Consider the following 22,677-nt stretch of genomic DNA (forward strand, 5'->3'; position numbering starts at 1 on the left):
TGCCCATCGACTGCCGGATGCCCGCTCCAGTAGCGTCGAGCCACGGCAGAGGGGCCGGTGCCGGAGGGGGAGACATGTCTGACGACGACCTGCGGGCAGCGCTGGCCGGATTGCGTGTGCGCATTCCGCAGTCGGCGCAGGATGCCGTTGCTCTGCGCGCCGAGGTGCGCGCGGCCGACGCCGCACTCGGGCGTCACCTGCGGGCCGCGGCGGCGCAACGCCAGGCCGGCAGCGGTGACCGGCGCGGCAAGGACTCACGATGACCGACGTCAGGATGGACCTCGCGCGGCTGGAATCGACCGCGCACACGGCGAAGACGCTTGCGACCACGTTCGACGAGGCCGAGGACTTCGCCGACGACATCGGCGGCCTCACCGGTCACGGTGGCCTCGCCGGCACCATCGACGACTTCGGAGGCAAGTGGGACATCGCTCGAGAGGATCTGCGCGACAACTTGCGCTCTCAGGCCGACTTCATGCAGGCCATCGTCGACACGTTCCGCGACCTCGACGCGACGATGGCGCAGGAAGGGGAGAGGTGAGCCGTGAGTGTTCTTCCCGGGCATCCGGCCGAGCTCACCTCCCGCGCGGCCGACCTCGTCTCCTCCGCCGAGGCGATCCTCGACGTCATCCAGGAGCTGCGGGGCATCGTCGCCGATGACGAGGGGAAGGCCGTTCAGGCGCTCTACGAGCAGAACGAGGAGATCTCGTCGCAGCTCGAGCGGATCCATCCGCGGTACAAGGGCACGGCAGACGCCATCACCGAATACGCCGTCGCACTCACTGCAGCGCACGACGATGCAGAGCGCGCCCAGGACGACCTCGACGATGCCCTGCTCGCTCAGGGACGCGCCGACCGCGCGCTGGCGGATCTCTCCGACCAGGTGAAGACGGCCGACACCCCGTCGCCCGCCCTCACCGACCAGGTGCCCGGTGCGCAGCGCGCGGCCGACGACGCAGCCGCCGCGGTCGGCGCGGCGCGGGCTCGGATCGACGCCGCCCGCGAGGCGATGAACGAGGCTGCGGAGAGAGCGATCAGTCGGATCGATGCGGCGATCGCCACCACGAACGAGGGATTCTGGGACGGCGTCGGCGAGTTCTTCTCCGACATCGGCGACTTCCTCGCCGGGATCGGCGAGTGGATCGGCGACTTCCTGCAGGACGTCGTCGACCTGCTCAAGAGCATCGCCGACACGATCGTCGCGATCCTCGGCGCGCTCGTCGTTCTGCTGCTCGTCGTGGCCATCGGAGCGCTGTTCGGCACGATCGGCCTCATCATCGGCGCCGTGATCGCCGGCGTGCTCGCAGCCTTCCTGATCTGGAGCGTCCTGTCGGATGTGGTCAAGGGCACGCCGGACGTGAGCCGCACCGACCCGTACCCGCATCCCGAGGATCGGCCGCAGGACCCGACCCTCGCCACCGTTCTCGACGGCACGGGTGAAGTCGACAGCCTGGGCAAGGAGACCGACAGTGTCGTGAAGATCACGAAGGTGCTCGGCCCCGACGGCTGGTACTACACGGTCACGCTGCCCAGCACCCAGGAGTGGCTCTCACGATTCGGCGACCAGGGCGCGGTGAACGATCTCGACAGCAACCTGGCGCTGATGCTCACCCCGGCACTGCAGACCCAGTACGAGCGGGCCGTGCTCGAGGCGATGGACCAGGCCGGAGTCGGTCCGGATGATCCGGTCATGCTCGTCGGGTTCAGCCAGGGCGGAATCATGGCCGGTCACCTGGCGGCGTACAACTCCGACTACAACTGGCGGGCCGTCGTGGCATCCGGCGCACCGATCGACCACATGCCCATACCGAGCGACATCGACGTCGTCTCCGTCCAGCACAACGGCGACCCCGTGCCGCGGCTGGATGCCATCGCCGGCGACTTCGACAGCATCGAGCACGGGTCGAACTGGACGTCGATCCGCGTCGATCCGCCGGAGCCGAACCCGGTGCTCGGGATCGATGCCGGCGCGCACAACGCCGACGACTACGCGGGGACGCTCGAGCAGCACCTCGCGCAGGTGCAGCAGAATCATCCGAGCCTCGTGAACTTCTTCGACGAGGATGGGTATGTGAACACCTCCTACTATCACTGGACGGAATGATGGTCAGTCGCAGAGCGGGAAACCACGGACTGCTCGCCGTCGCCCTGGCGGGAGTGCTCATGACGGGGACGCTCGGAGGGTGCGCAGCCCTCTCGCAGGGCCCCGACCGATCAGAGGAGATGACGACGGTGAACTTCGGAGACGTGTCGGATGCCGTGACGGCGGCCGCGCCGAGGGTTGTGGACGTGCGCGACCCCGAACGTTCTCAGAACGGTCTCGGGTACCGGTTCAGCCTCGGGCTCGTCACGGATTCGGCAGAGCCGTTCACCGCAGACGAACTCGACGCGGTGGTCGAGGCCATCTGGACCTCCCTGCCCTGGGAGCCGAACACGATCAAGCTCACCGCCGGGACGGACGCCGGTCAGGAGCACGAGATCGTCGACCTTCGTGGTGCTGCGCAGCAGCTGGAGCCTCTTCGGATGCGCGGTGCGGGCCAGGCGGGCGTCAGCCTGACCGGGATGTCGTCTCGCTACGGGGAGTGGACGGAACCGGAGTGAGCGTGCCGGAACTGCGATTCCGGCTGCCGGGGCGGTGGTACTCGGTCGATCTGTCGAGCGCTGCGGCAGCCACGGCATCCATCCGCCGCATAGCGAAGGAGTCCGTCGGCCCGGCCGACGACCGCGCGCCCGAGCGCGCGCGGGTGCGGCAGCAGCTGCAGGATGCCGTGGCCGCCGGCTCCCGCGGTGACATCCGGGCGATCATGTTCTCGACCGAGATCGCGCTCGGTGCGCCGCTGCCGGTCACCCTGCTCGTCTTCGAGCCCACCGACCTGCGGATGAGCCCGGCGATCGGCACCGCACCGGAAGTCGTTCTCGCGGTCATGGCCGAGGGCCTGAAAGAGCTCGATCCCGCGGCGCACGTGTCGATGACCGAGGTGCGCGGTCCCGGTGTTCCGGCACTGCGCACGTACCGCACCGAAGCCGTCGCCGACGGCAGCGAGGCCGACGGAACGCTGCGACTGATCGCGGACTACTGGATCCCCGTTCCGGGGACGAAGCAGATGCTGCTCGCGCGCTTCTCGACCCCGCTCGGCGAGCTGGAGAACATGATGTGCGCCCTGTTCGACGAGTTCGTGGCGGCCGCGTTCTTCTCGAGCGAGCGCCCGCCGTCGCTGCGCGAGCAGCTGCTGGCCGCGAAGGGCTGACAGCGACCCGTTCAGCGGGGCGCGTCGGCCAGGTGCCGGGCGTGATGCCCGAGCACCTTGACCATGATCCCGCGCCGACGCAGCTCGGAGACCGTGCGCGACTCTTCGTCGCGATCGCGGCCCAGCGCGTGCACGTTCGCCACCACGAGCACATCTCCCGGGCGCAGCGTCTCGATCAGCCGGGCCAGGCGATCGCCCCAGCTCTCCAGGATCTCGGGGGCGGGGTGGCGGAAGCCCTCGATCGGCACGCCGAAACGGGTCAGATCATCGCGCTGCTGGGTCACCGAGGGCATCCCGTCGCGCGCGACGACGAGCCCCACCAGACGCGTCCCCTCGGGCCGTGCCGACCACCAGCCGTGATCGTCGTTCGCCAGGCACTTCGGGCAGTTCGCAGCCGCATGCGGCAGGTGCAGCGGGCTGGTCAGCGTAATCTCCGCCTCGCCGCCGTTCGGGTTCATCGCATCGGTCATCGCCGCACCTCCGGCATCCATTCTGCCCGAGTCCCGCGTCAGCGGCGGCCGCACTCCGTGCAGTGGAGCCGGCGCGCTCAGAGCAGTCCGAGCGAGCGCACCGTCTCGCGCTCGTCGACCAGCTCCGCCACCGATGCGTCGATGCGGGCCCGAGCCCAGGCATCCAGCTCCAGCCCCTCGACGATCCGCCACTCGCCGGCGATCGACTGCACGGGGAACGACGAGATCAGACCCTCCGGCACGCCGTACTCGCCACGTGAGACCACGCCCGCACTGGTCCAGTCGTCGGTGCCGTGCACCCAGTCCCGCACATGATCGATGGTCGCGCTCGCCGCGGATGCCACCGACGACGACCCGCGCACCTCGATGATCTCGGCGCCGCGCTTCGCCACCCGGGGGATGAACGTCTGCTCCTGCCAGGCGCGGACGTCCTTCACCGCCGCGGTGAGAAACTCGGCGACCGGCTCGCCGTCGAGGGTGGCGTGCGAGATGTCGGGAAACTGCGTCGCGGAGTGATTGCCCCAGATCGGCACCCGACGCACGCGGTCGACCGGGGCGCCGAGCGTCTGCGCGAGCTGCGCCCGGGCGCGGTTCTCGTCGAGCCGGGTGAGGGCGGTGAACCGCTCGGCGGGAACCCCGTCGGCCGACGACGCGGCGATCAGGGCGTTCGTGTTGGCGGGGTTGCCCACGACGGTGACGCGGATGTCGGATGCCGCGGCCGCCGCGATCGCGCGGCCCTGCGGGCCGAAGATGCCTCCGTTCGCCGCGAGCAGGTCGCCGCGCTCCATGCCTGGGCCACGCGGGCGGGCGCCGACGAGCAGGGCGAGGTTCGCGCCGTCGAACCCGACCTCGGCGTCATCGGTCACCTCGACGTCGTCGAGCAGAGGAAACGCGCCGTCCTGCAGCTCGAGGGCCGCGCCTTCGGCTGCGCGCAGTCCCTGCGGGATCTCGAGCAGTCGCAGTCTGACGTGCTCGTCCGGTCCGAGCATGTCTCCCGCCGCGATGCGGAACAGCAGCGCGTAGCCGATCTGTCCGCCGGCACCTGTGATCGTGATCGTCGTCGCCATGATGATGAGCCTAAGCCCCGCCTCCCGGTCGGATGAGGGGTGTGCGCCGATTCGTCAAGCCCTCAACGCCGGATCCCGCGGCGCGCTACCTTTTCAGCATGACTTTCAATCCGGATGCCGACATCTCGGGCAACACCACGCGCCGCCGCGGGCGGGGCGCCGCGATCGCCGGTGGTGGCGTGGGCGTGCTCGGACTCGTCGCGCTGGTCGTCGCCATGCTCGGCGGTCCCGACCTCACCGGGCTGGTCGGCGGAGCACCCGGCGGCGGGAACGCACCCGCCTCCGGCGGGGAGAGCACCCTCGCCGAGTGCGACACGGGCCAGGACGCGAACACCGATGACGACTGCCGCATGGCAGGGGCCCAGGTGCTGCTCGACGACTACTGGCAGAAGCACGTCGACGGATACCAGCCGCCCACGATGAACGTGGTCGACGGTGCGACCTCCACCCAGTGCGGCACGGCCTCGAACGCCGTCGGGCCGTTCTACTGCCCGCCCGAGCAGGGCGTCTACATCGACCCGGCCTTCTTCCAGCTCATGCGGGAGCAGTTCGGCGCCTCGGCCGGCGAGCTCGCGCAGCTGTACATCGTGGGGCACGAGTGGGGGCACCACATCCAGAACATCACCGGCACGATGGACAAGCACCCGAACAACGGCACCGGCCCCGACAGCAACGGGGTGCGCACCGAGCTTCAGGCCGACTGCTACGCGGGCGCGTGGCTGGGCGACGTCGCCGATCAGAAGGACGGCAACGGCGTCGCGTACGTCAAGAAGCCGACCGAGGAGCAGATCGCGGATGCCCTGAACGCGGCGTTCACGGTCGGCGACGACCACATCCAGGAGCAGCAGGCCGGCCGGGTGAACCCGGAGAGCTTCACGCACGGCACCAGTGAGCAGCGCCAGGCGTGGTTCGCCGACGGCTATAAGAACGGTCTCGGCGTGTGCGACACCTTCGCCGTCGCGGGCGACAAGCTCTGAGATCAGGCGCGCAGCGCCCGCAGCAGGGTGCGCACGAGCGCCGGGATGCCGCCGTGCGCGCGGAACCGGGTGAGGCCCTCGCACACGGCAGCGCCCGTGCGGGCGGAGACGAACCACGGGGGCTTCGGCAGGATCGTCACACGGCCGCCGTTGAGCACGGGCAACGACCGCGGGAACGGGCGGAACGGCCCGCGCACCACCGATCGCTCCACCTCGTCGAGCAGCAGGGCGTTGTGCACCACGCCGATGCCGCTGCCCACGTCGTCGAGGGTGTTGCCCGGGAACGCGCCCCAGGTCAGCGTCGGTGTGATGAACCCGAAGGCCGTCCACGAGTTGATCGCGATCGATCCGTAGCGCAGCTCGGCGATCGCCCGTTCGAACCCGGTGCCGAGCGACTTCTCGGTCACCGGATCGATGAGCAGGTTCGCGCCGAGGGTGCCCTGCAGCTCGTCGTTCGCGTGGGCGATCGCGGCATCCAGGAACTCCTGTCCGGTGCCGGGCAGCTCGACGACACCCAGCACCGGGGCGAAGTACTCGGTCGACTGCATTGCCGCGGCATCGTCGCCATCGCCGATCTCCACCAGCAGGCGGTCGGCCAGCACCAGTGCATCCGGATAGTCATCCGCCGCCTGCCGGATGCGCGACGGCGAGCCGGGGTACCAGATGGGCCGCTCGGGGGCGGCCGCGTACGCGCGCCGCAGGGCGGCACGGAACTGCTCGGCCTGCGCCCACTCCGACGAGATGATCACGACCTGGCCGGCGATGCAGTTGTGCCCGGCGTTCTGCAGGCGCATGGTGGCGATGTGCTCGGCCTGGAAGGCGATGTCGGCGGCGCTCCACTCGCCCGGCACGACGATGATCGGCGAGACGCCGCCGAGCTCGGCCGTGATCGGCTTCGTCAGCAGCGGACGGTTCTCTCGCCGACGTCGTGTGGTCGCCTGGGCTGCTGAGCCCGTCGACGCACCCCACACGATCGCGTCGAACGTGGCGGCCGAGCCGGTGATGTGCACGTGCACGAGGTCGCGATGTGCGGTGAGGTACGAGCCGACGGTCGGCCCGCCGCGCACGATCCGCAGGAAGCCCGGGGCGATCAGCGGCGCCAGCGCGCGCTCATACACGGGCACGAGGGCGTCCTGCGTGGGGTTCACCTTCAGCAGGGCCACACGATTGTGCGCGAGAAGCTCGTACAGCACGTCGAGCACGGGGATCGCAGTGATGTTGCCGGCGCCCAGCACCAGGCCGACGCCGCCCGCGGCATCCGTCGACCGCTGCGCCAGGCCCGCGTTCGCACGGGCCGTGTTCGGGGTGACACCCGGTCGCAGCCACACCTCGCCGCTGAACCCCGACAGCAGAAGACGATCGAGACCGGTGAGAGGGAACGCGCTGACCCGGGTGCGCCCGCCGGGTGCGCGACCGACCGTCACACCGTCGAGCGGTGAGCGTCCATCGGCCAGCTTCGCGAGGGTGTCGATGTACGCGTCGAGCGCGCCGAGCACCGAGTACGGCCCGCTCAGCCACTCCTCGCCGCGCAGCGGATGCCGGCGGTCGAGCCCCTTGGAGTCGGCCGCCGTGTTCGCCCAGTCGTCCGCCGCCGCGGCGACGCTCGTGCGCAGCGCTCGCAGCAGGGTCGCGCGCTGACCCACGGTGAGGTGCGCCCACGTGCGCGAACCCTGCTGCAGCACATCGACGTCGGCGTCCAGTGCCTCGCGCTGCACCTCATCGAGTTCGGCGTCGAGAGTCGTCTCCCGAGCCATCGTCGTCTCCTGAGTCATCGTCGTCTCCTGGGGGCGTGCGGCGGCCGAACCGTGGTCAGATCAGCGAGAGCTCGCGCAGCTTCGTCTCGACGTCGTCGTTGCTCGGCTCGACGTGGTGACTCGCGTCGGGGTAGACGACGACGGGGATGTTCATGCGGCCCGAGATCTCCTTGGCGACGTCCGCCGCCGCCGGATCGGCCACGAGGTCGATGTAGGTGTACTCGACGCCCAGCTGGTCGAGCTGCCTCTTCGTGCGGACGCAGTCTCGGCACCAGTCGGCGCCGAACACGGTGATGGTGTCGGATGCGGGAGTGCTCATGCTCCCAGCCTACGGTGACGCACCCGAGCGGGCGCCGAGTGGAGCCGCGGCCGGGCGTCCCATGAAACGATGGATGCTGGATCGCCGCATCACCGCGCGACACCCGGACTCGGAGGACACCGTGGAGGACATCACGTGAGCGCTCCCTCCCTCCCTCCCGTCACAGTCATCGTGCCGACCTTCAACGAGCGCGACAACGTCGCCGAACTCGTCGCGCGCACCTCGGCCGCGCTCGCCGGGATCACTGCCGAGATCCTGTTCATCGACGACAGCGTCGACGGCACGATCGACGAGATCGCGCGCGTCGGGGCATCCGCTGCCGTCGCGGTGCGCGGCATCCACCGAGACCGCAACACCGGTGGGCTCGGCGGCGCCGTCGCCCTGGGCCTCGCCGAGGCCGCACACGACGTGTGCATCGTCATGGACGGCGATCTGCAGCATCCGCCCGAGCTGCTGCGCGCCATGCTGGCACGGTTCGCCGAGGGCGGGGTCGACGTGGTCGCCGCCTCGCGCTACATCGGCGGGGGCGATTCCGCCGGGCTCGGCACGGCCGTGCGCTACGGGGTGTCGAAGGCGGCGACCCTCGTCACCAAGGCGATGTTCCTGCGGCGCCTCTGGCGCAGTACCGACCCGATGACCGGGTTCTTCCTCATCGACCGCTCGCACATCGACCTCGACGAGCTGCGGCCGCAGGGATTCAAGATCCTGCTCGAGATCCTCGTGCGCGGCGGGGAGCGGCGCGAGCTGCGCATCGCGGAGGTGCCGCTGGAGTTCGGCGCCCGCCGGCACGGCGACTCGAAGGCGAGCCTGCGTCAGGGGGCGACCTTCCTCGCGCACCTCGCGCGCCTGCGGTTCGGCAAGATGGGGCGCTTCGCCCTGATCGGCGGCATCGGCGCGGTCGTGAACATCGGCATCATGTGGGCGCTCACCCACCTCGGCGTGGACTACGTGCTCGCGGCGATCGTCGGCGCGGCCGTCACCATCGTCGGCAACTTCGTGCTGCAGGAGCTGTTCGTCTTCCGCGACGACCGCCACGACGCTCCGCGACTGTGGGTGCGCTTCGCGGCATCCGTCTCGTTCAACTCGGTCGAGGCGGCCCTGCGCATCCCGCTGATGGCGCTGATGGTCGAGACGTGGCACATCTCCAGCGTGATCGCCACGGCGATCTCGCTGGTGGTCGCCTTCTTCGCCCGGTTCCTGTTCCACGCGCTGGTCGTCTACGCACCGCGCCGGCGCGCGGGTGTCGCGGATGAGCCGCCGGTGGACACCGCGGCGCTCCGGGTCATGCGCGCCATCGACGCCGAGGCGATGCGACCCGGAGAGCTCTGAGGCTTAGGCGTTCTCGGCCGTCGCGTCGTCGTCGGCCGGCGCGTCATCCGGCTGCTCGTCGTGTCCGATGCTGCGGGCTTCGAGATACGAGCACAGCTCGGCGGCGACCGCGAGCTCGCTGGCGAGCGAGTGCAGCTGGTGGCTGGTGAGGACGGTGTCCTCACTGCTCGGCTCGAGGGTGACGTTCCACCGAGCCTCGCCCATGTGGATCGGCTGCATGAAGATGCTGACTGCCGAGTGCTTCACCGGCACGATCACCAGTCCCGTGTCGGAGCCGTCGGAGCCGTCCTGGATGATCACCCGGATGAGATCACCCGCCTCGCGCTCGGAGCGGAACTCCGCGAGCCACGTCTCCAACGTCTCCTTGCTTCGAAAACTCACAGATTCCCTCCGTTGCTGTGTCTGGCGGTCGTCTCGACCGTCCGGCGTTCGTTTCCGATCGCCCGGATCCCCATGTCCTCTCCTATCATTGCTTATGCGAGTAGTGCAGGCGCTCGCTGAAGGAGCGAGTGTGGCGGAATCACAGGCGGACGGCTACTGGTACGACGAGCGGAGCGAGCGAGAACGCGCACGCGAGGTGCTCGAGGCGCTGCGCACGTATCGCGCGGCGGAGCGGGCCATGCGTCGACGCACCCGCGACGAGATGTCGATGGGCGAGAACGAGCTGCTCGCGCTGCGTTACCTCTTCCGTCAGCCGGGGCACGTGGCCCAGCTGGTCGCCCTGGTCGAGTATCTCGGCATCTCACCGGCCGCGGCCTCCGTGCTGATCGATCGACTCGAGCGTTCCGGGCACGTGCAGAGAGAACAGGACGCCCCGGGCCAGCCGATCGCGGTTCGAGCCACCGCCCATGCCGACCAGGATGTGCGGCAGACGCTCGGTCGCATGCACGAGCTGATGTACGCGGTGGCGGCGGGGATGGATGCCCAGGCGCAGGCGAACGTGACCGACTTCCTCCGCGCGATGGCCGACGCCGTCGACGGAGTCGAGTCCGCCGTCGCGGAGCGGTCTGCGCAGGTCTGAGACCCGACCCTGACGGGCGCCGGTGTTGTCAACCCCATTCTTCGGCGGGCTGCCGCTTGGGAGTCTTGGCACCAGGCAGGCCGAACGGCCCGCCCTTTCGAAGGGAGCAAGAGATGACCATCGGCACCGGAGTCGTTCTGTTCGTCATCGGAGCGATCCTCGCTTTCGCGCTCAACATCGATGTCGGCTGGGCTGACCTCACCATGATCGGCTACATCCTGATGGGTGCGGGTGTCGTCGCCTTCATCGTCGGGCTGCTGCTCATGGCGCGTCGCCGCCGCACCGACGTGGTCACCCGCACCGAGGCCGCTCCCGGCGCGTACGAGACGCGTCGCTCCACGCGCGCGGCGGGAGACGAAGAGGTCTTCTGACCGGAGAAGCGTTCGCGCCCGGGTCCCGAGTGAGGCCCGGGCGCGAACTCTGTCCGCGCCCGTCTCGCGGCGCCTCACACGATCAGGGGACGATGACGAGCTTGCCGCGGGTGTGACCGCTCATGCTGGCCTGGAACGCGTCGGCGACACCGTCGAGCGGGAACGTCTCGGCGACCTCGACCCGCAGCACCCCCTCGTCGACGAGCTCAGCGAGACGCGCGGTCTGCGAGCCGTCGGGGCGCACCCAGATGTACCGGCCGTCGTGCGACATGACCTTCGGGTCCGCGGTCGAGACATGCGTGCCGCCCTCGCCGAGCACGTCGAGGGTGGTGTCGAGCTGCCCGCCGATGAAGTCGGCGACCGCGTCGACGGCTCCGCCGGCGATCTCGCGCACGCGTGCGGCCAGTCCCTCGCCGTAGGTCGTCGGCTCGCCGCCCAGCGCGCGGATGTACTCGTGGTTGCGTTCGGATGCCGTGCCGATGACCTTCGCGCCCCGGGCCGCGGCGATCTGCACGGCGAAGCCGCCCACGCCGCCTGCCGCGCCGTGGATCAGCACGGTGCGCCCGGCCAGCTCGCCGAGGGCGTCGATCGCCCGCAGCGCCGTGCCGCCTGCCAGCGGGAGAGCACCGGCCTCCTCCCACGAGAGCGATGCCGGCTTGCGCGCGACCGCCGAGACGGGAACGGCGACCCGCGCCGCGAAGGTGCCGGCGCTCACCGTGTCCTTGCGGGCGTAGGCCATCACCTCGTCGCCGACGGCGAACTCCGGGGTGTCCAGGCCGACGGCGACGACGACGCCGGCGACGTCCCATCCCGGGATCACGGGGAAGTGCACGGGCATCAGAGCGTCGAGCCCGCCCGCCATCACCTTCCAGTCGACGGGGTTCACGCCCGCGGCGCGCACCTCGATGAGCACCGATGCCGGCGGCAGCTTCGGCTCGGGCACTTCACGCACCTCGAGATCATCGAGATCCGTGGAATACCGGTCGTACACGACAGCGCGCATGATTCCTCCTCAGAGTGGGGCGAATGGCATCCACTCTTCCACGCGCCGCGCCTGCGGGCGCGGGACTTCTCTGTCAGCGTGAGACCTGCGCTGCGGCGCGCGGTCTCGTGGCGGAACCGCCTCTCGCGAGCTCACAGTCCTTGGCCGGCGTCCCAGAGCCGCTCGGTGCGCCCGGCAAGCAGCGCGTCGAGCGAGATCGCCTGGGCGTCGGTGAGCGAGGCGACGTAGTCGATGATGCCGCGTCCCCGGCCGAGCGTCTCGACGTCGGAGCCCGGCCCCACGTCGTCGAGGCGGCGGTGGTCGTCGGTGGCGAGCTCGACGAGGTCGATCAGCCGGCGCGGCGCGCGCCGCGCGTCGCGCGGATCGTCGAGCCAGGCCGTGAACCCGTCGACGAGGCGCTCGAGCACGCTGGCCTGACCGCGCTGGTAGACCGCGAGATCGGGCCGCTCGAGGATGAACCTCTCGTGCAGGAACTTCAGCACCGCCACCTCGTGCCAGGCCTGCCGGTTGAGGCTGACGTGGCCCGAGCGGATGTCGGGATGCCGGTGCACCTCGATCGACGACTGCAGCCGCGCGATCCACGCGGTGGTGAACCGGGCGAGAGCGCGCTCGCTGGCGAGGGATCCGTCGAACGGCTCGGCGACGAGCCCGTCGATCACCTCCGTCGACACCTTCGCGACCGCTTCGCCGAACGCGTCGGGGTCGGCGATCCAGCCGTCCCTGGTGTGCATCCGGCGCCACAGCAGCTCGAGCGAGTGTCCCGGTGTGCGGGTGTCGGCGGCGAGCGTCGCATGGTCGGCGGCACGCAGCTGGGCGAGATCGCGACGCCACGACCGGAACTCCGCCGACAGGGTCGCCGGGTTCAGCAGACCGGCGCGGTAGAAGTCGTCGAGGTCGTGCAGCGAGTACGCGATGTCGTCGGAGATGTCCATGATCGAGCACTCGACGCTCTGCTGCCCTGCGGCGATCGCCGGATACGGCGAGAGGGCCTGCCGGGCATCCGGCTCATCGATCGCGTAGAAGCTGAACTTGCTTGCGCCGCCGCGCCGCGGCCCGCCCTCGCCGCGCCGCCACGGGTACTTGAGCACCGCCGCGCGCACGGCCGCGGTGAGATTGAGACCGACACCGGGGCGGTCGTGCTCGTCGAGGCGGGTGAGGATGCGGTACGTCTGCGCGTTGCCCTCGAAACCCTCGGCCAGTCCGAAGCGGGTGCGGGCGAGCCGGTCGAGCGTCTGCTCGCCGAGGTGGCCGAACGGCGGATGCCCGAGGTCGTGCGCCGCGGCAGCCGCCTGCACCACGACGGGGTGCGCGCCGCCGAGCTCGGCAACGATGCGATTCGCCTCGTCGGTGCGGGTGGAGAGATGCGTCGCGATCGCACGCGCGACCGCGGCGACCTTGATCGAGTGCGTGAGCCGGTTGTGCACGGCGAGACCGGCGCCGGCCTGCGAGATGACCTGCGTCACCGCCGAGAGGCGCGAGTAGTACGGCGAGAAGCGGATGCGCTCGACGTCGACCCGGAAGTGCGGATGCCCTTCCGCGCGCTGGAACTCGTCGAGCGTCTCGGGCAGTCGTCGCATCTGGCGGGGATCATCCGGCTGCTGGGGCATGGATGCCAGTGTGCCACGCGCGCATCCCGGGTCGAGGTTCACAGACGCGCGGCGATTCTGTGCAGCGCGTCGTGCGGCACGAGCCCCGCGGTCACCGTGGCGATCTGCACCAGCGACATCCCCATCGCCTCCTCGGGCAGCGGCCCGTCGACGATCGGACCGAGCTCGTCGCGCAGCACGCCGCGGGCGTGCTCGTCGGCGAGCAGCTCGCGCACCGAGCGCATCGCCACCGCCGAGTCGCCGAGCGCCGACAGATCGGCACCTCCCACCGGACCGGCTTCGCCTTCCGCCTGCTGTCGTGCGAGCATCAGGTGCTCGGCGGTCGGGGCCGCCGACGCGGGCAGTCCGAGCCGTTCGTACTGATCCGCCGGTGCGTCGCTCTGGCGCATCAGCTCGACGAGCAGGCCGATCATGCGCAGCTCGAGCTCGTCGTCGACGAGCGGGTTCAGCTGCTGCGGGTCGCTCTCGAGATCGAACAGCTGCGACCCGAACGCCGCCGGGTTGGTCGGCGCGATGGCCGGCACCTTCAGCACCGGCATCCCCTTCGTGAACGGCAGCGGATCGACGAGCTCCGCGTGACGGAGGGCGTCGGCGCCGAAGCGCCCGCGCATGCTGGTCGGCATCAGCGTGTAGTCGAACAGGGGCTGATTGTCTGCGGTCACGCAGGCGCGCATGTACACGTAGCGTCCGTCGGTGACGTTCGCGTGTCCGCCGTGCAGGCCGAACAGCGCCGCCTCGTGCAGCGGACGCTCGGAGTCGAGCACCGGCAGAATCGACCGGCCCTGCATATCGGGGGTCAGCTCGAGCCCGAAGTGATCGAGCAGGGTGGGCCCGAAGTCGATCGTCTGCACCAGGGCATCCCGGCTCTCGCCGGAGACGCCCGAGCGGGGATCCCACACGAACAGCGGCGTGTGGATCGTCTCCTCGTAGAACGGCGGCACGTTCTTGCCCAGCCAGCCGTGCTCACCCAGCAGCAGACCGTGATCGGTGCACACGATCAGCATCGTGTCGTGCCACAGGTCATGCTGATCCATCGCGTCGAGCACGCGCCCGAGCGACCGGTCGCACATCGACAGCAGCGCGAGGTAGCGGTCGCGCAGGTGGGTGAGCTCGGCCTCGCTCTCGGTCACCTGCTTGTAATCGGGCCAGTCGAAGTCGGCGCCCTCGGTGACCGTGGGGGTGCCGTACAGCTCGTGGTACTGCGCGTAGCTGAAGAACGGCTCGTGCGGATCGAAGGTCTCGATCTGCAGCATCCAGCCGTCGTCGGCGTGGTTGGTCTCGATGAACTCCAGCCCGGCGTCGAACGTCCGCGTCTGCGGGTGGTCGGCCTCGTCTGTCAGGTGCTGTCGGTTGACGGCGTCCTGCCGGCGCAGGGCGTGGTTGCTCGCGTGCGGGGTGACGTTCGACATGTCGGGATCGGCCACCTGCCCCTTCCACTCGTCGCCCTCCTGGCCGCGGAAGAACTCGAAGGTGCGAAAGCGCGGGTGATACGTCGCCCCGCCGTCGAGCCAGTAGTGCTGGTGGTCGGTGACGAGGTGGGTGTGCACGCCCGCCTCGTCGAGCATCTGCGGCACCGAGTCGTCGAAGGGCTCGAGCGGCCCCCAGCTGCGGTGCAGGAAGTTGTACCGACCGGTGTGCATCTCCCGCCGCGCGGGCATGCACGGCATGCTGCCGCCGTAGCAGCGGGTGAAGCGCGCGCTGCGCGCGGCGAGGCGTTCGAAGTTCGGCGCGTGCACCCCCTCGGCGCCGTAGGGCGGCAGGAACGCGCGGTTGAGGGTGTCGAACAGCACGACGATGGCTTTCACGGGTCTCCTTCGGCGGCGGCGGACGGTGGGGCGGCGGTGCTCAGCGCACCGAGCGGATGCGGTACACGGCCAGGCCGCCGAGGGCCATGATCACGGCGGCGATGACGTACAGCTGGGTGTACCCCGCCACGCTCAGCACGAGCCAGCCCACGAGGGCGGCGATCGGGAGATGCTGCGCGGCGTTGACGATGCCAAGATCGCGGGCGCGCGTGGTGACATCGGGCAGCACGTCGGTGAGCAGAGCCTGGTCGACCGAGAGGAACACGCCGTATCCGATGCCGAGCAGCACGGCCGCGACGATCGCGGCGCTCCAGGTGGGCACGAACGCGAGGGTGAGCGCGGCCGCGACCTGCAGGCCCGCGGAGGCGGCGACGAAGAAGCGTCGCGAGCGCAGCCGGTCGGTGAGCGCGCCGCCGCCCCACGACCCGAGACCGCTCGCGACGAGGTACACGAGGATCAGCACGGTGAGCGCCGATTCCGGGTTCGCCAGCTGCAGCGAGTCGGAGAGGAAGTAGAGCAGGTAGGTGGTCCCCACGAGGTTGCCGGCGTTGACGAGCACGCGCGACACGCCGGCCCAGCCGAGGTCGTGGTACACCCGGGCGATCTGGCGGATGCTGCGGGGCGGCTGCGTCGAGCGGGCGTCGCCCGCGCGGGCGGGGGCGGGCAGGGCGGGTTCGGGATGCCCGAGCAGGAAGGGAAGCGGTACGACCAGCGCCAGGACGGCTATCACCGCCCAGCTCCACCCGACGTCCTTGACCAGCTCGGTCACGATGATCATGCCGCCTGCGAGGGCGATCACCTGCGGCACGCCGGCGGCCGCAGACGCGCGGCCGCGCTGCGCGGGCGGCACCTGATCGGCGATCATCGCCGACAGCGACACGAGCACCGCGGACTGCCCGACCGCGACGATCGCGAGCAGAACCGCGGCCAGCTGCCAGGACGGCTGGAAGCCGACCAGGGCGAACGGCACGGTCGCGGTCACGAAGCCGCCCAGTGCCCAGGTGCGGCGGCGACCGAACCGCGGGTTGCTGCGATCGCACAGCCAGCCGATGATCGGCACCGAGACGACGATGACGATCGCCATCTCGGCGATCAGGAACGAGCCGACGCCGATCTTCTCGGCCGGATCCAGTGTGCTCGCCAGCTGCACCAGCATGAACTGCCCGGGAAGCATCACGAGCAGCCAGAAGCCGAACCAGGCGAGGCCGAACGTCCACAGCCAGCTGCGGCTCACCGGGGTCTGCGCCGGGGGAGCGGATGCCGTATCGACCGTCGGTCGGGCGTCGGCGCTCATGTCGTCGTCCGAGGGGTGCGGCTGCGCGGGTGCGGGTGGAACATCATCGTCTCCTCGGCGGACCGCATCGTCCGCCCGTCAGAAGTGGGACGACTGCCCCACTTCTGGCGATGATAGGACCGCCGGGCACCGGATGCAAGTCGGCAGACGTGTCAGCGCCCGCGCATCAGCATCTGGGGCAGCAGGCTCTTCACCCACCCGCGATAGGGCGGGTAGGCGAGGCGCATCGTGTCGGGGCGCAGCGGCTTGTCGAGCACGCTCTTGAGGTGGCTGAAGGTGCGGAACGACGCCTCGCCGTGGTACGCCCCCATCCCGCTGGTGCCGACCCCGCCGAACGGCAGCTGCGGCGCGCCGAGGTGCGCGGCCGGGGCGCCGAAGCTCAGCCCGCCCGAGCTGGTCTCGGCGAGGAAGGCGCGGCGCACGCGACGTCGACGGCTGAAGACGTAGGCGGCCAGAGGCTTCGGCCGTGATCGGATGAAGGCGCGGGCCTCCGCGGCCGATTCGACGTGCACGATCGGCAGGATCGGCCCGAAGATCTCCTCCTGCATCAGGGGCGAGTCGGCGCCGACGCCGTCGACGACGGTCGGAGCGACGTAGCGCTGCTCGACCGAGACCTCGCCGCCGAACGCGGGCGCGGCATCGGCCAGCATCCGTGCGAGGCGTTCGGTGTGCCGAGCGGTGACGATGCGGCCGTAGTCGGGGCTCGCCGCGGCATCCGCTCCGTACATCTCTCGCGTCGCGCGCTCGAGGTGCGGCACGAGCGCCCGAGCGGTCGCCGGGGTGGCGAGCAGGTAGTCGGGCGCGACGCAGGTCTGACCGGCGTTGAGCAGCTTGCCCCACATGATCCGCCGCGCGGCCACCGCGAGGTCGACCGAATCGTCGATGTACGTGGGCGACTTGCCGCCGAGCTCGAGGGTGACCGGCGTCAGCGTGCGCGCGGCCGCGGTGGCGACGATGCCGCCCACCTTCTCGGATCCGGTGAAGAAGATGTGGTCGAAGCGCTGCTCGAGCAGCCGGCCGGTGACCTCGGCGCCGCCCTCGACGACGGCGACCGCACGCTGATCGAGGTAGAGCGGCAGCAGCTCGGCGAGCAGCGAGCTGGTCGCGCCGGCCAGTTCGCTCGGCTTGACGACGGCGGCGTTGCCCGCAGCGAGGGCGCCCACCAGCGGATTCAGCACGAGCTGCAGCGGATAGTTCCACGGGCCGATGATGAGCACGACGCCGAGGGGCTCGGGCGCGATGCGCCCGCGCGCGGGTGCGAGCACGAGCGGCAGCGGCACGGTTCGCGCTCGCATCCAGCGGCGCAGGCGCGGCAGCGCGTAGTCGATCTCGGCGATCACCATCCCGATCTCGGTGATCACCGCCTCGAGGGGGTGCTTGCCGAGGTCGGTGTGCAGGGCCTGCTCGATCTCGGGTCGGTTCTCGATCAGCATCCGCCGCAGCGCCCGCAGCTGGTCACGTCGCCAGCGGCGCGAGCGGGTGATGCCGGCGTCGAAAGCGGCTCGCAGCTCGTGGGCGGTCTGCTCGGCGGGGCTCACGACGCCGCCTGTCGGGTGCGGCGCTGCGGGGTGCCCGTCTCGTCGTCGTCCGGAAGCGGCTCGGCCAGACTCGCCACGGCTCGCGCGGCGGCGCGCACGGCGTCGCGGCTGGCCGCGTCGTCGCGGTTGACCAGCCAGTTCAGCGTGAGGCCGTCGGTGAGGGCGACCAGCAATTGGGCGGCCGTCGCCAGCGGCACCGTCCATCGCGACCCGGAGTGCGCCGCGGCGAGGGTCAGCGACTCGCGTGCGATGCGCAGGTACTGGTCGTACTGCTGCTGCGCGAGCGGGCGGCGGGTGCGCAGCGCGTGCTGGGTCAGCTCGAGCATGGCCTGCTCGCGGGTCGGCTCGGCCTGCAGGTGCTCGAGGTAGCCGGTCAGCCCGTCGGTGAGCAGCTCGGTGAGGTCGCGCCCCTCGAGGTCGGCCGGCAGCACGGCCTTCTCCTCCGTGGCGAGCACGTCGAGGATGAGCCGGTCGATCAGCTCGTCCCGGGACTCGAACGCGTAGTGGAAGCTCGCCAGCGACATGCCCGCCTCGGCGACGATCGCGCGGGTGGATGCCTCGTGCAGCCCGCGAGAGGCGACCACCCGCAGGGCGGCGGCGATGAGTTCTCGGCGGCGTACGTCGACGGGTGTGCGGACCATGTCTCCTCCTTAGCACGGATGTTTTCGCGCAGGTTGCTCGACGCCGGCGCAGATCCACTATATTCGTGATGTGGGACACTTGTCCCACTTTTCCTGTTCTGCGGTCGTCGACGCCCGCGAGAGAGGTCGAGGATGACCGTCACGCACACACCCTGGTGCGAATGGGCGCAGGCCACCGCCGACGAGCCCCCGCCCTACGCGGTGCTCGACCGGCAGGCCCTGCTCGCCAACGCGGCCGACCTCACCCGTCGAGCCGGAGGCGTGCCGCTGCGCATCGCCAGCAAGTCGCTGCGGGTGCGCCCGGTGATCGAAGAGCTGCTCACCCTGCCCGGCTTCGCCGGAGTGCTCGCCTTCACCCTCGCCGAGGCACTGTGGCTCTCGCGCACCTGCTCCGACGTCGTCGTCGGCTATCCCACCGCCGATCGCCGCGCGATCGCCGCGCTCGCGCGTGACGAGCAGGCGACGCGCGCGGTCACCCTGATGATCGACAGCGTCGCGCAGCTCGACCTCATCGACGCCGTCGTCCCTCCTGCGCAGCGCCCGCCCATCCGGGTCTGCCTCGAGCTGGACGCGGCGTGGCAGGCCCCGCCGCCGCTGGGGGGCCTGGGCGTGCTGCGCTCCCCGGTGCGAACGCCGCAGCAGCTGCGCGCGCTCGCCGTCGCGGTGCAGCGGCGGCCGGGATTCGAGCTGGTCGGGGTGATGGCGTACGAGGCGCAGGTCGCCGGGGTGGCCGATCGCGTGCCGCAGCGTGCGCCGATGAACGCGATCGTGTCGTGGGTCAAGCGGCGCTCGCGCGTCGAGATCGCCGAGCGACGGGCGCGGGCCGTGGCGGCGGTGCGCGAGATCGCCGACCTCGAGTTCGTGAACGGCGGCGGCACGGGGTCGATCGAGAGCACGGCGGCAGACGCGTCGGTGACCGAGATCGCCGCCGGCAGCGGGTTGTTCGCGGGTCACTACTTCGATGACTACGCCGCCTTCCGTCCGCGACCGGCGACCGGCTTCGCGCTCAGCGTGGTGCGCAAGCCCCGGGCCGATTGCGTGACCCTGCTCGGCGGCGGCTGGGTGGCATCCGGACCACCCGGCCGCGACCGTCTGCCGCGGGTCGTGCACCCGGCCGGGCTCCGGATGCTGCCGCGCGAGAGTGCGGGAGAGGTGCAGACCCCGCTGCGGGGCAGCGCCGCGCGCAGCCTGTCGGTCGGCGACGTGGTGTGGCTGCGCCACGCGAAGTCCGGCGAACTGAGCGAGCACGTCAACGAGTTCCTGGTCGTCGACGCGGGGCGCGTCGTCGACCGGCATCCCACCTATCGAGGCGAAGGGAAGGCCTTCCTGTGACCACCACCAGCAACAACGTCGGCACCAGTACCGGCTCGCGAACCACCTGGCAGAACTGGGGCCGCACGGTGCGTGCGCATCCCCGCGACGTCGTGTGCCCGACATCCGTCGAGCAGGTGTGCGAGATCGTCGTCGCCGCCGCCCGGTCGGGTCGACGGGTCAAGGCGGTCGGCGCGGGCCACAGCTTCACCGCGATCGCCCGGGCAGACGACGTGCAGATGAGCCTCGACGGGCTGACCGGACTGCGCAGCGCGGACCTCGCGCAGCAGACCGTGACGCTCGGCGCCGGAACCCGCCTGCACGAGATCCCCGCACTGCTCGCACCGCTGGGGCTTGCGATGGAGAACCTCGGCGACATCGACACGCAGTCGATCGCGGGTGCCGTCTCGACCGGCACGCACGGCACGGGCGCGCGCTTCCGCGGCATCGCCGCGCAGATCGCCGGCGTGACGCTCGTCACCGGTCAGGGCGAGGTGATGCGGGTGGATGCCGATCACAGCCCGCAGCTGCTGCCTGCGGTGGCCCTCGGGCTCGGGGCGCTCGGCATCCTCGTCGAGGTGACGGTGCGGTGTGTCCCGGCGTTCGATCTGCGGGCTCGCGAGCGCGCCGAGCCGCTCGCGGCCGTGCTCGACACGATCGAGAGCCGGGTGCGTGACGCCGATCACTTCGAGTTCTTCTGGTTTCCGCACACCGAGATCGCCCTGACCAAGACGAACACCCGTCTGCCCGCCGGCGACGGCCGCGCGCCCCTGCGGCCGGTGGGCCGCTGGTTCGACGAGACCCTGATGGCCAACGGGGTGTTCCGCGCCACGTGCGCACTGGGGCGGCTGGCGCCCGCGGCGGTGCCGACCATCAACCGCGCGGCGGCGCGGCTCTCGGGCGAGCGCACCTTCAGTGACGTCTCCTCTCGCGTGTTCGCCACCCGGCGCACCGTCCGCTTCACCGAGATGGAGTACGCGATCCCCGCCGATCAGGTGGTGGCCGCGTTCGTCGAGGTGCAGGAGGCGATCGCGAGAGGCGGCTGGCGCATCACGTTCCCGGTCGAGGTGCGCTTCGCCGCGGCCGACGAGCTGTGGATGTCGACGGCGTATCAGCGACCGTCGGCGTACATCGCGGTGCACCGGGCCGTGGGTGAGGACCCGCAGCCATATTTCCACGCCGTCGAGCAGATCATGCGCGCGCGTGGCGGACGGCCGCACTGGGGCAAGCTGCACGGCCGCACGGCGGCCGACCTCGCCGAGGCGTACCCGCGGTTCGCGGACTTCCGCGCGGTTCGCGACGACCTCGATCCGCAGCGGGTGTTCGCGAACCGGCATCTGGAGCGGGTGCTCGGCAGCTGAACAGCGGAGACGAGAACGCCGAGGCCCGGCATCCGATCAGCGGATGCCGGGCCTCGTGCGGTCGTGGGTCAGCGCGCCTCGGCGCGCGCCGCGATCAGCTGCTGCAGCCACCGGAACGACGACTTCGGGGTGCGCTCGCCGGTGGTGAAGTCGACGTGCACCAGGCCGAAGCGCTGCGTGAACCCGGCCGCCCACTCCCAGTTGTCCATCAGCGACCATACGAACCAGCCGCTCAGATCCAGACCCTCCGCGGGCCCGCCGGGCGCGACGGCCGCCAGTGCCGCCGCGAGGTGGTCGCGCAGGAAGGCGACCCGCTCGGTGTCGTCGACGGTGCCGTCGGGGCCGACCTCGTCGGGGAAGCTGGCGCCGTTCTCGGTGATGTACACCGGCGGCAGCACGTCGCCGTAGCGCTCCTGCATCTCGGTGAGGGCGCGGGCGAATCCGGCGGGCTGGATCGGCCAGCCGAAGCCGGTCGTCGGCACGCCCTCGAACTCGAGCAGCCGGAACGGCAGATCGGCCATCGCCGCGCTCGTGCCGTCGGGGCTCTCCCCGTCGCCGGCGCCGGCGACGACGAGCGTGGGCATGTAGTAGTTGAGTCCGTAGAAATCCAGCGGCTGATGGATCTGCGCGAGGTCCTCGGACGGGACCTCGTCGAAGACCGCCAGCGCGTCGCCGAGGAAGTCGGGAGCCTCGGGGTAGCGGCCGAGCAGCACCGGGTCGGCGTAGATCCGGTTGTGCACGAGGTCGAACAGGGCGGCCATCGCGTGATCCTCGGGGGAGTCGGATGCCGGGATCACCGGGCTGTGCGTGTTCGTGATCCCGATCCGGCCGGGAACCCCCGCCGCGCGCAGCGCCTGCACGGCCAGCCCGTGACCGAGCAGCTGATGGTGCACGGTGGGCAGCGCGTCGAAGAGCAGGCTGTGCCCGGGGGCGTGCAGACCCAGCGCATAGCCGTTGAGGGTCACCGTGGCCGGCTCGTTGATGGTGATCCACGAGTCGATCCGGTCGCCGAAGCGCTCGCCGAGCAGGCCGGCGAGGTCACCCAGGCGCTGGGCGGTGTCGCGATCGAGCCAGCCCTGCGCGTACTCCACCGGCAGGTCCCAGTGCGAGATGGTCGCGAAGGGGCGGATGCCGGCGTCGTGCAGGCGGTCGAGCAGCCGGTCGTAGAAGTCGGCTCCCTCGCGGCTCAGGCCGCCCGAGCCGCCGGGCTGCACACGCGTCCACGAGAACGAGAAGCGGTACGCGTCGGCGCCGAGCTCGCGCATCAGCCCGACGTCCTCGGCGTAGCGGCGGTAGTGATCGGCGGTGCGGGAGGTGTCGCTGCCGTCGATGACCCGGCCGGGGTCGGCCGCGAAGCGGTCCCACACGCTCGGGGTGCGGTCGCCCGCGGTGGTCGCCCCCTCGATCTGCGCCGCCGCGGTGGCGGTGCCGAGGACGAATCCTTCGGGCAGCGCGCGGGCGAGGGCGTGCGGGGTGGCGGCGTCAGTGGCGTCAGCGAGCATCGTCGTCTCCTGGTGGGCGAAAGTGGGACACTCGTCCCACTTCGACCGATACTAAGCCG

General features: G+C 70.9%; 23 protein-coding genes. 11 read left to right on the forward strand and 12 right to left on the reverse strand.

Annotated features, from left to right (window positions below):
* Positions 1-74: 74 nt before the first annotated feature.
* Genes ACWIDW_RS08840 through ACWIDW_RS08860 form a run of 5 tightly spaced genes read left to right on the forward strand, consistent with a single transcriptional unit; the run spans position 75 to position 3,248 of the window.
* Positions 75-263 carry a hypothetical protein gene (locus tag ACWIDW_RS08840; RefSeq protein WP_454124585.1) on the forward strand — a complete coding sequence of 63 codons (189 nt, stop codon included), beginning with the start codon at positions 75-77 and terminating at the stop codon, positions 261-263.
* Entirely contained in the window at positions 260-541 is a 282-nt protein-coding gene (locus tag ACWIDW_RS08845; protein WP_454124587.1) for a hypothetical protein, read from the forward strand. The genes ACWIDW_RS08840 and ACWIDW_RS08845 overlap by 4 nt, the downstream gene beginning before the upstream one ends.
* 3 nt (positions 542-544) lie before the next feature.
* A complete protein-coding gene (locus ACWIDW_RS08850) occupies positions 545-2,104 on the forward strand; it encodes an EI24 domain-containing protein (RefSeq protein ID WP_454124589.1) in 1,560 nt (519 codons plus the stop codon).
* Entirely contained in the window at positions 2,104-2,601 is a 498-nt protein-coding gene (locus ACWIDW_RS08855) for a hypothetical protein (RefSeq protein WP_454124591.1), read from the forward strand. The genes ACWIDW_RS08850 and ACWIDW_RS08855 overlap by 1 nt, the downstream gene beginning before the upstream one ends.
* A 2-nt stretch (positions 2,602-2,603) precedes the next feature.
* On the forward strand, positions 2,604-3,248 hold the full coding sequence (locus ACWIDW_RS08860; protein WP_454124593.1) for a hypothetical protein: 645 nt from the start codon (positions 2,604-2,606) through the stop codon (positions 3,246-3,248).
* A gap of 11 nt (positions 3,249-3,259) precedes the next feature.
* On the opposite strand, the gene ACWIDW_RS08865 is transcribed toward ACWIDW_RS08860, so the two are convergent.
* Both ACWIDW_RS08865 and ACWIDW_RS08870 read right to left on the reverse strand, forming a co-directional pair.
* Complete coding sequence (locus tag ACWIDW_RS08865; protein WP_454124595.1) at positions 3,260-3,718, reverse strand: recombinase family protein; 459 nt, start codon at positions 3,716-3,718, stop codon at positions 3,260-3,262.
* Positions 3,719-3,795: 77 nt separating this feature from the next.
* Positions 3,796-4,785 carry a malate dehydrogenase gene (locus ACWIDW_RS08870; RefSeq protein WP_454124597.1) on the reverse strand — a complete coding sequence of 330 codons (990 nt, stop codon included), beginning with the start codon at positions 4,783-4,785 and terminating at the stop codon, positions 3,796-3,798.
* 98 nt (positions 4,786-4,883) lie between these two features.
* Between ACWIDW_RS08870 and ypfJ the strand changes: the two genes are divergently transcribed.
* Positions 4,884-5,762: a KPN_02809 family neutral zinc metallopeptidase gene (gene ypfJ, locus ACWIDW_RS08875; RefSeq protein ID WP_454124599.1), complete on the forward strand. Its 879-nt coding sequence runs from the start codon at positions 4,884-4,886 to the stop codon at positions 5,760-5,762.
* A 2-nt stretch (positions 5,763-5,764) separates the two neighbouring features.
* On the opposite strand, the gene ACWIDW_RS08880 is transcribed toward ypfJ, so the two are convergent.
* Together ACWIDW_RS08880 and ACWIDW_RS08885 are read right to left on the reverse strand one after the other, a co-directional pair.
* Positions 5,765-7,534, reverse strand: coding sequence for an aldehyde dehydrogenase family protein (locus tag ACWIDW_RS08880; RefSeq protein WP_454124601.1), 1,770 nt, complete (start codon positions 7,532-7,534; stop codon positions 5,765-5,767).
* Positions 7,535-7,571: 37 nt separating this feature from the next.
* Positions 7,572-7,835, reverse strand: a complete 264-nt coding sequence (locus ACWIDW_RS08885; RefSeq protein ID WP_454124603.1) for a glutaredoxin family protein — start codon at positions 7,833-7,835, stop codon at positions 7,572-7,574.
* A 135-nt stretch (positions 7,836-7,970) separates the two neighbouring features.
* Between ACWIDW_RS08885 and ACWIDW_RS08890 the strand changes: the two genes are divergently transcribed.
* Positions 7,971-9,164, forward strand: a complete 1,194-nt coding sequence (locus ACWIDW_RS08890) for a glycosyltransferase (protein ID WP_454124605.1) — start codon at positions 7,971-7,973, stop codon at positions 9,162-9,164.
* Positions 9,165-9,167: 3 nt separating this feature from the next.
* Here the strand turns inward: ACWIDW_RS08890 and ACWIDW_RS08895 are convergent, their stop codons facing one another.
* Entirely contained in the window at positions 9,168-9,545 is a 378-nt protein-coding gene (locus ACWIDW_RS08895) for a hypothetical protein (RefSeq protein ID WP_454124607.1), read from the reverse strand.
* Between the two features lie 130 nt (positions 9,546-9,675).
* Here ACWIDW_RS08895 and ACWIDW_RS08900 point away from each other — a divergent pair, with 130 nt between their 5' ends.
* Both ACWIDW_RS08900 and ACWIDW_RS08905 read left to right on the forward strand, forming a co-directional pair.
* A complete protein-coding gene (locus tag ACWIDW_RS08900) occupies positions 9,676-10,185 on the forward strand; it encodes a MarR family winged helix-turn-helix transcriptional regulator (protein ID WP_454124608.1) in 510 nt (169 codons plus the stop codon).
* A 113-nt stretch (positions 10,186-10,298) separates the two neighbouring features.
* Entirely contained in the window at positions 10,299-10,556 is a 258-nt protein-coding gene (locus ACWIDW_RS08905; protein ID WP_271638677.1) for a DUF6458 family protein, read from the forward strand.
* 82 nt (positions 10,557-10,638) lie between these two features.
* On the opposite strand, the gene ACWIDW_RS08910 is transcribed toward ACWIDW_RS08905, so the two are convergent.
* The 6 genes from ACWIDW_RS08910 to ACWIDW_RS08935 form a co-directional block, all read right to left on the reverse strand.
* Entirely contained in the window at positions 10,639-11,559 is a 921-nt protein-coding gene (locus tag ACWIDW_RS08910; RefSeq protein WP_454124610.1) for an NADP-dependent oxidoreductase, read from the reverse strand.
* 131 nt (positions 11,560-11,690) lie between these two features.
* Positions 11,691-13,166 (reverse strand): deoxyguanosinetriphosphate triphosphohydrolase family protein, encoded by a 1,476-nt coding sequence (locus ACWIDW_RS08915; protein ID WP_454124612.1) that lies wholly within the window; start codon positions 13,164-13,166, stop codon positions 11,691-11,693.
* A gap of 38 nt (positions 13,167-13,204) precedes the next feature.
* On the reverse strand, positions 13,205-14,971 hold the full coding sequence (locus ACWIDW_RS08920; protein ID WP_454124614.1) for a sulfatase-like hydrolase/transferase: 1,767 nt from the start codon (positions 14,969-14,971) through the stop codon (positions 13,205-13,207).
* A gap of 40 nt (positions 14,972-15,011) precedes the next feature.
* Entirely contained in the window at positions 15,012-16,265 is a 1,254-nt protein-coding gene (locus ACWIDW_RS08925) for an MFS transporter (protein ID WP_454124616.1), read from the reverse strand.
* Between the two features lie 152 nt (positions 16,266-16,417).
* Positions 16,418-17,803 carry an aldehyde dehydrogenase family protein gene (locus ACWIDW_RS08930; RefSeq protein WP_454124617.1) on the reverse strand — a complete coding sequence of 462 codons (1,386 nt, stop codon included), beginning with the start codon at positions 17,801-17,803 and terminating at the stop codon, positions 16,418-16,420.
* Positions 17,800-18,444, reverse strand: a complete 645-nt coding sequence (locus ACWIDW_RS08935; protein WP_454124619.1) for a TetR/AcrR family transcriptional regulator — start codon at positions 18,442-18,444, stop codon at positions 17,800-17,802. Before ACWIDW_RS08935 ends, ACWIDW_RS08930 begins: the two co-directional genes overlap by 4 nt.
* Positions 18,445-18,576: 132 nt before the next feature.
* On the opposite strand from ACWIDW_RS08935, the gene ACWIDW_RS08940 reads away from it, so the two are divergent.
* The gene (locus ACWIDW_RS08940) at positions 18,577-19,776 is read left to right on the forward strand and encodes an alanine racemase (protein ID WP_454124621.1); all 1,200 of its coding nucleotides are present in this window, start codon (positions 18,577-18,579) and stop codon (positions 19,774-19,776) included.
* Positions 19,773-21,116, forward strand: coding sequence for a D-arabinono-1,4-lactone oxidase (locus tag ACWIDW_RS08945; RefSeq protein WP_454124623.1), 1,344 nt, complete (start codon positions 19,773-19,775; stop codon positions 21,114-21,116). The genes ACWIDW_RS08940 and ACWIDW_RS08945 overlap by 4 nt, the downstream gene beginning before the upstream one ends.
* 68 nt (positions 21,117-21,184) lie before the next feature.
* Here ACWIDW_RS08945 and ACWIDW_RS08950 read toward each other — a convergent pair whose 3' ends face one another.
* Positions 21,185-22,618, reverse strand: coding sequence for a glycoside hydrolase family 1 protein (locus ACWIDW_RS08950; RefSeq protein WP_454124625.1), 1,434 nt, complete (start codon positions 22,616-22,618; stop codon positions 21,185-21,187).
* Positions 22,619-22,677: the final 59 nt, after the last annotated feature.

Source organism: Microbacterium sp. NPDC055312 (genome assembly GCF_053645675.1).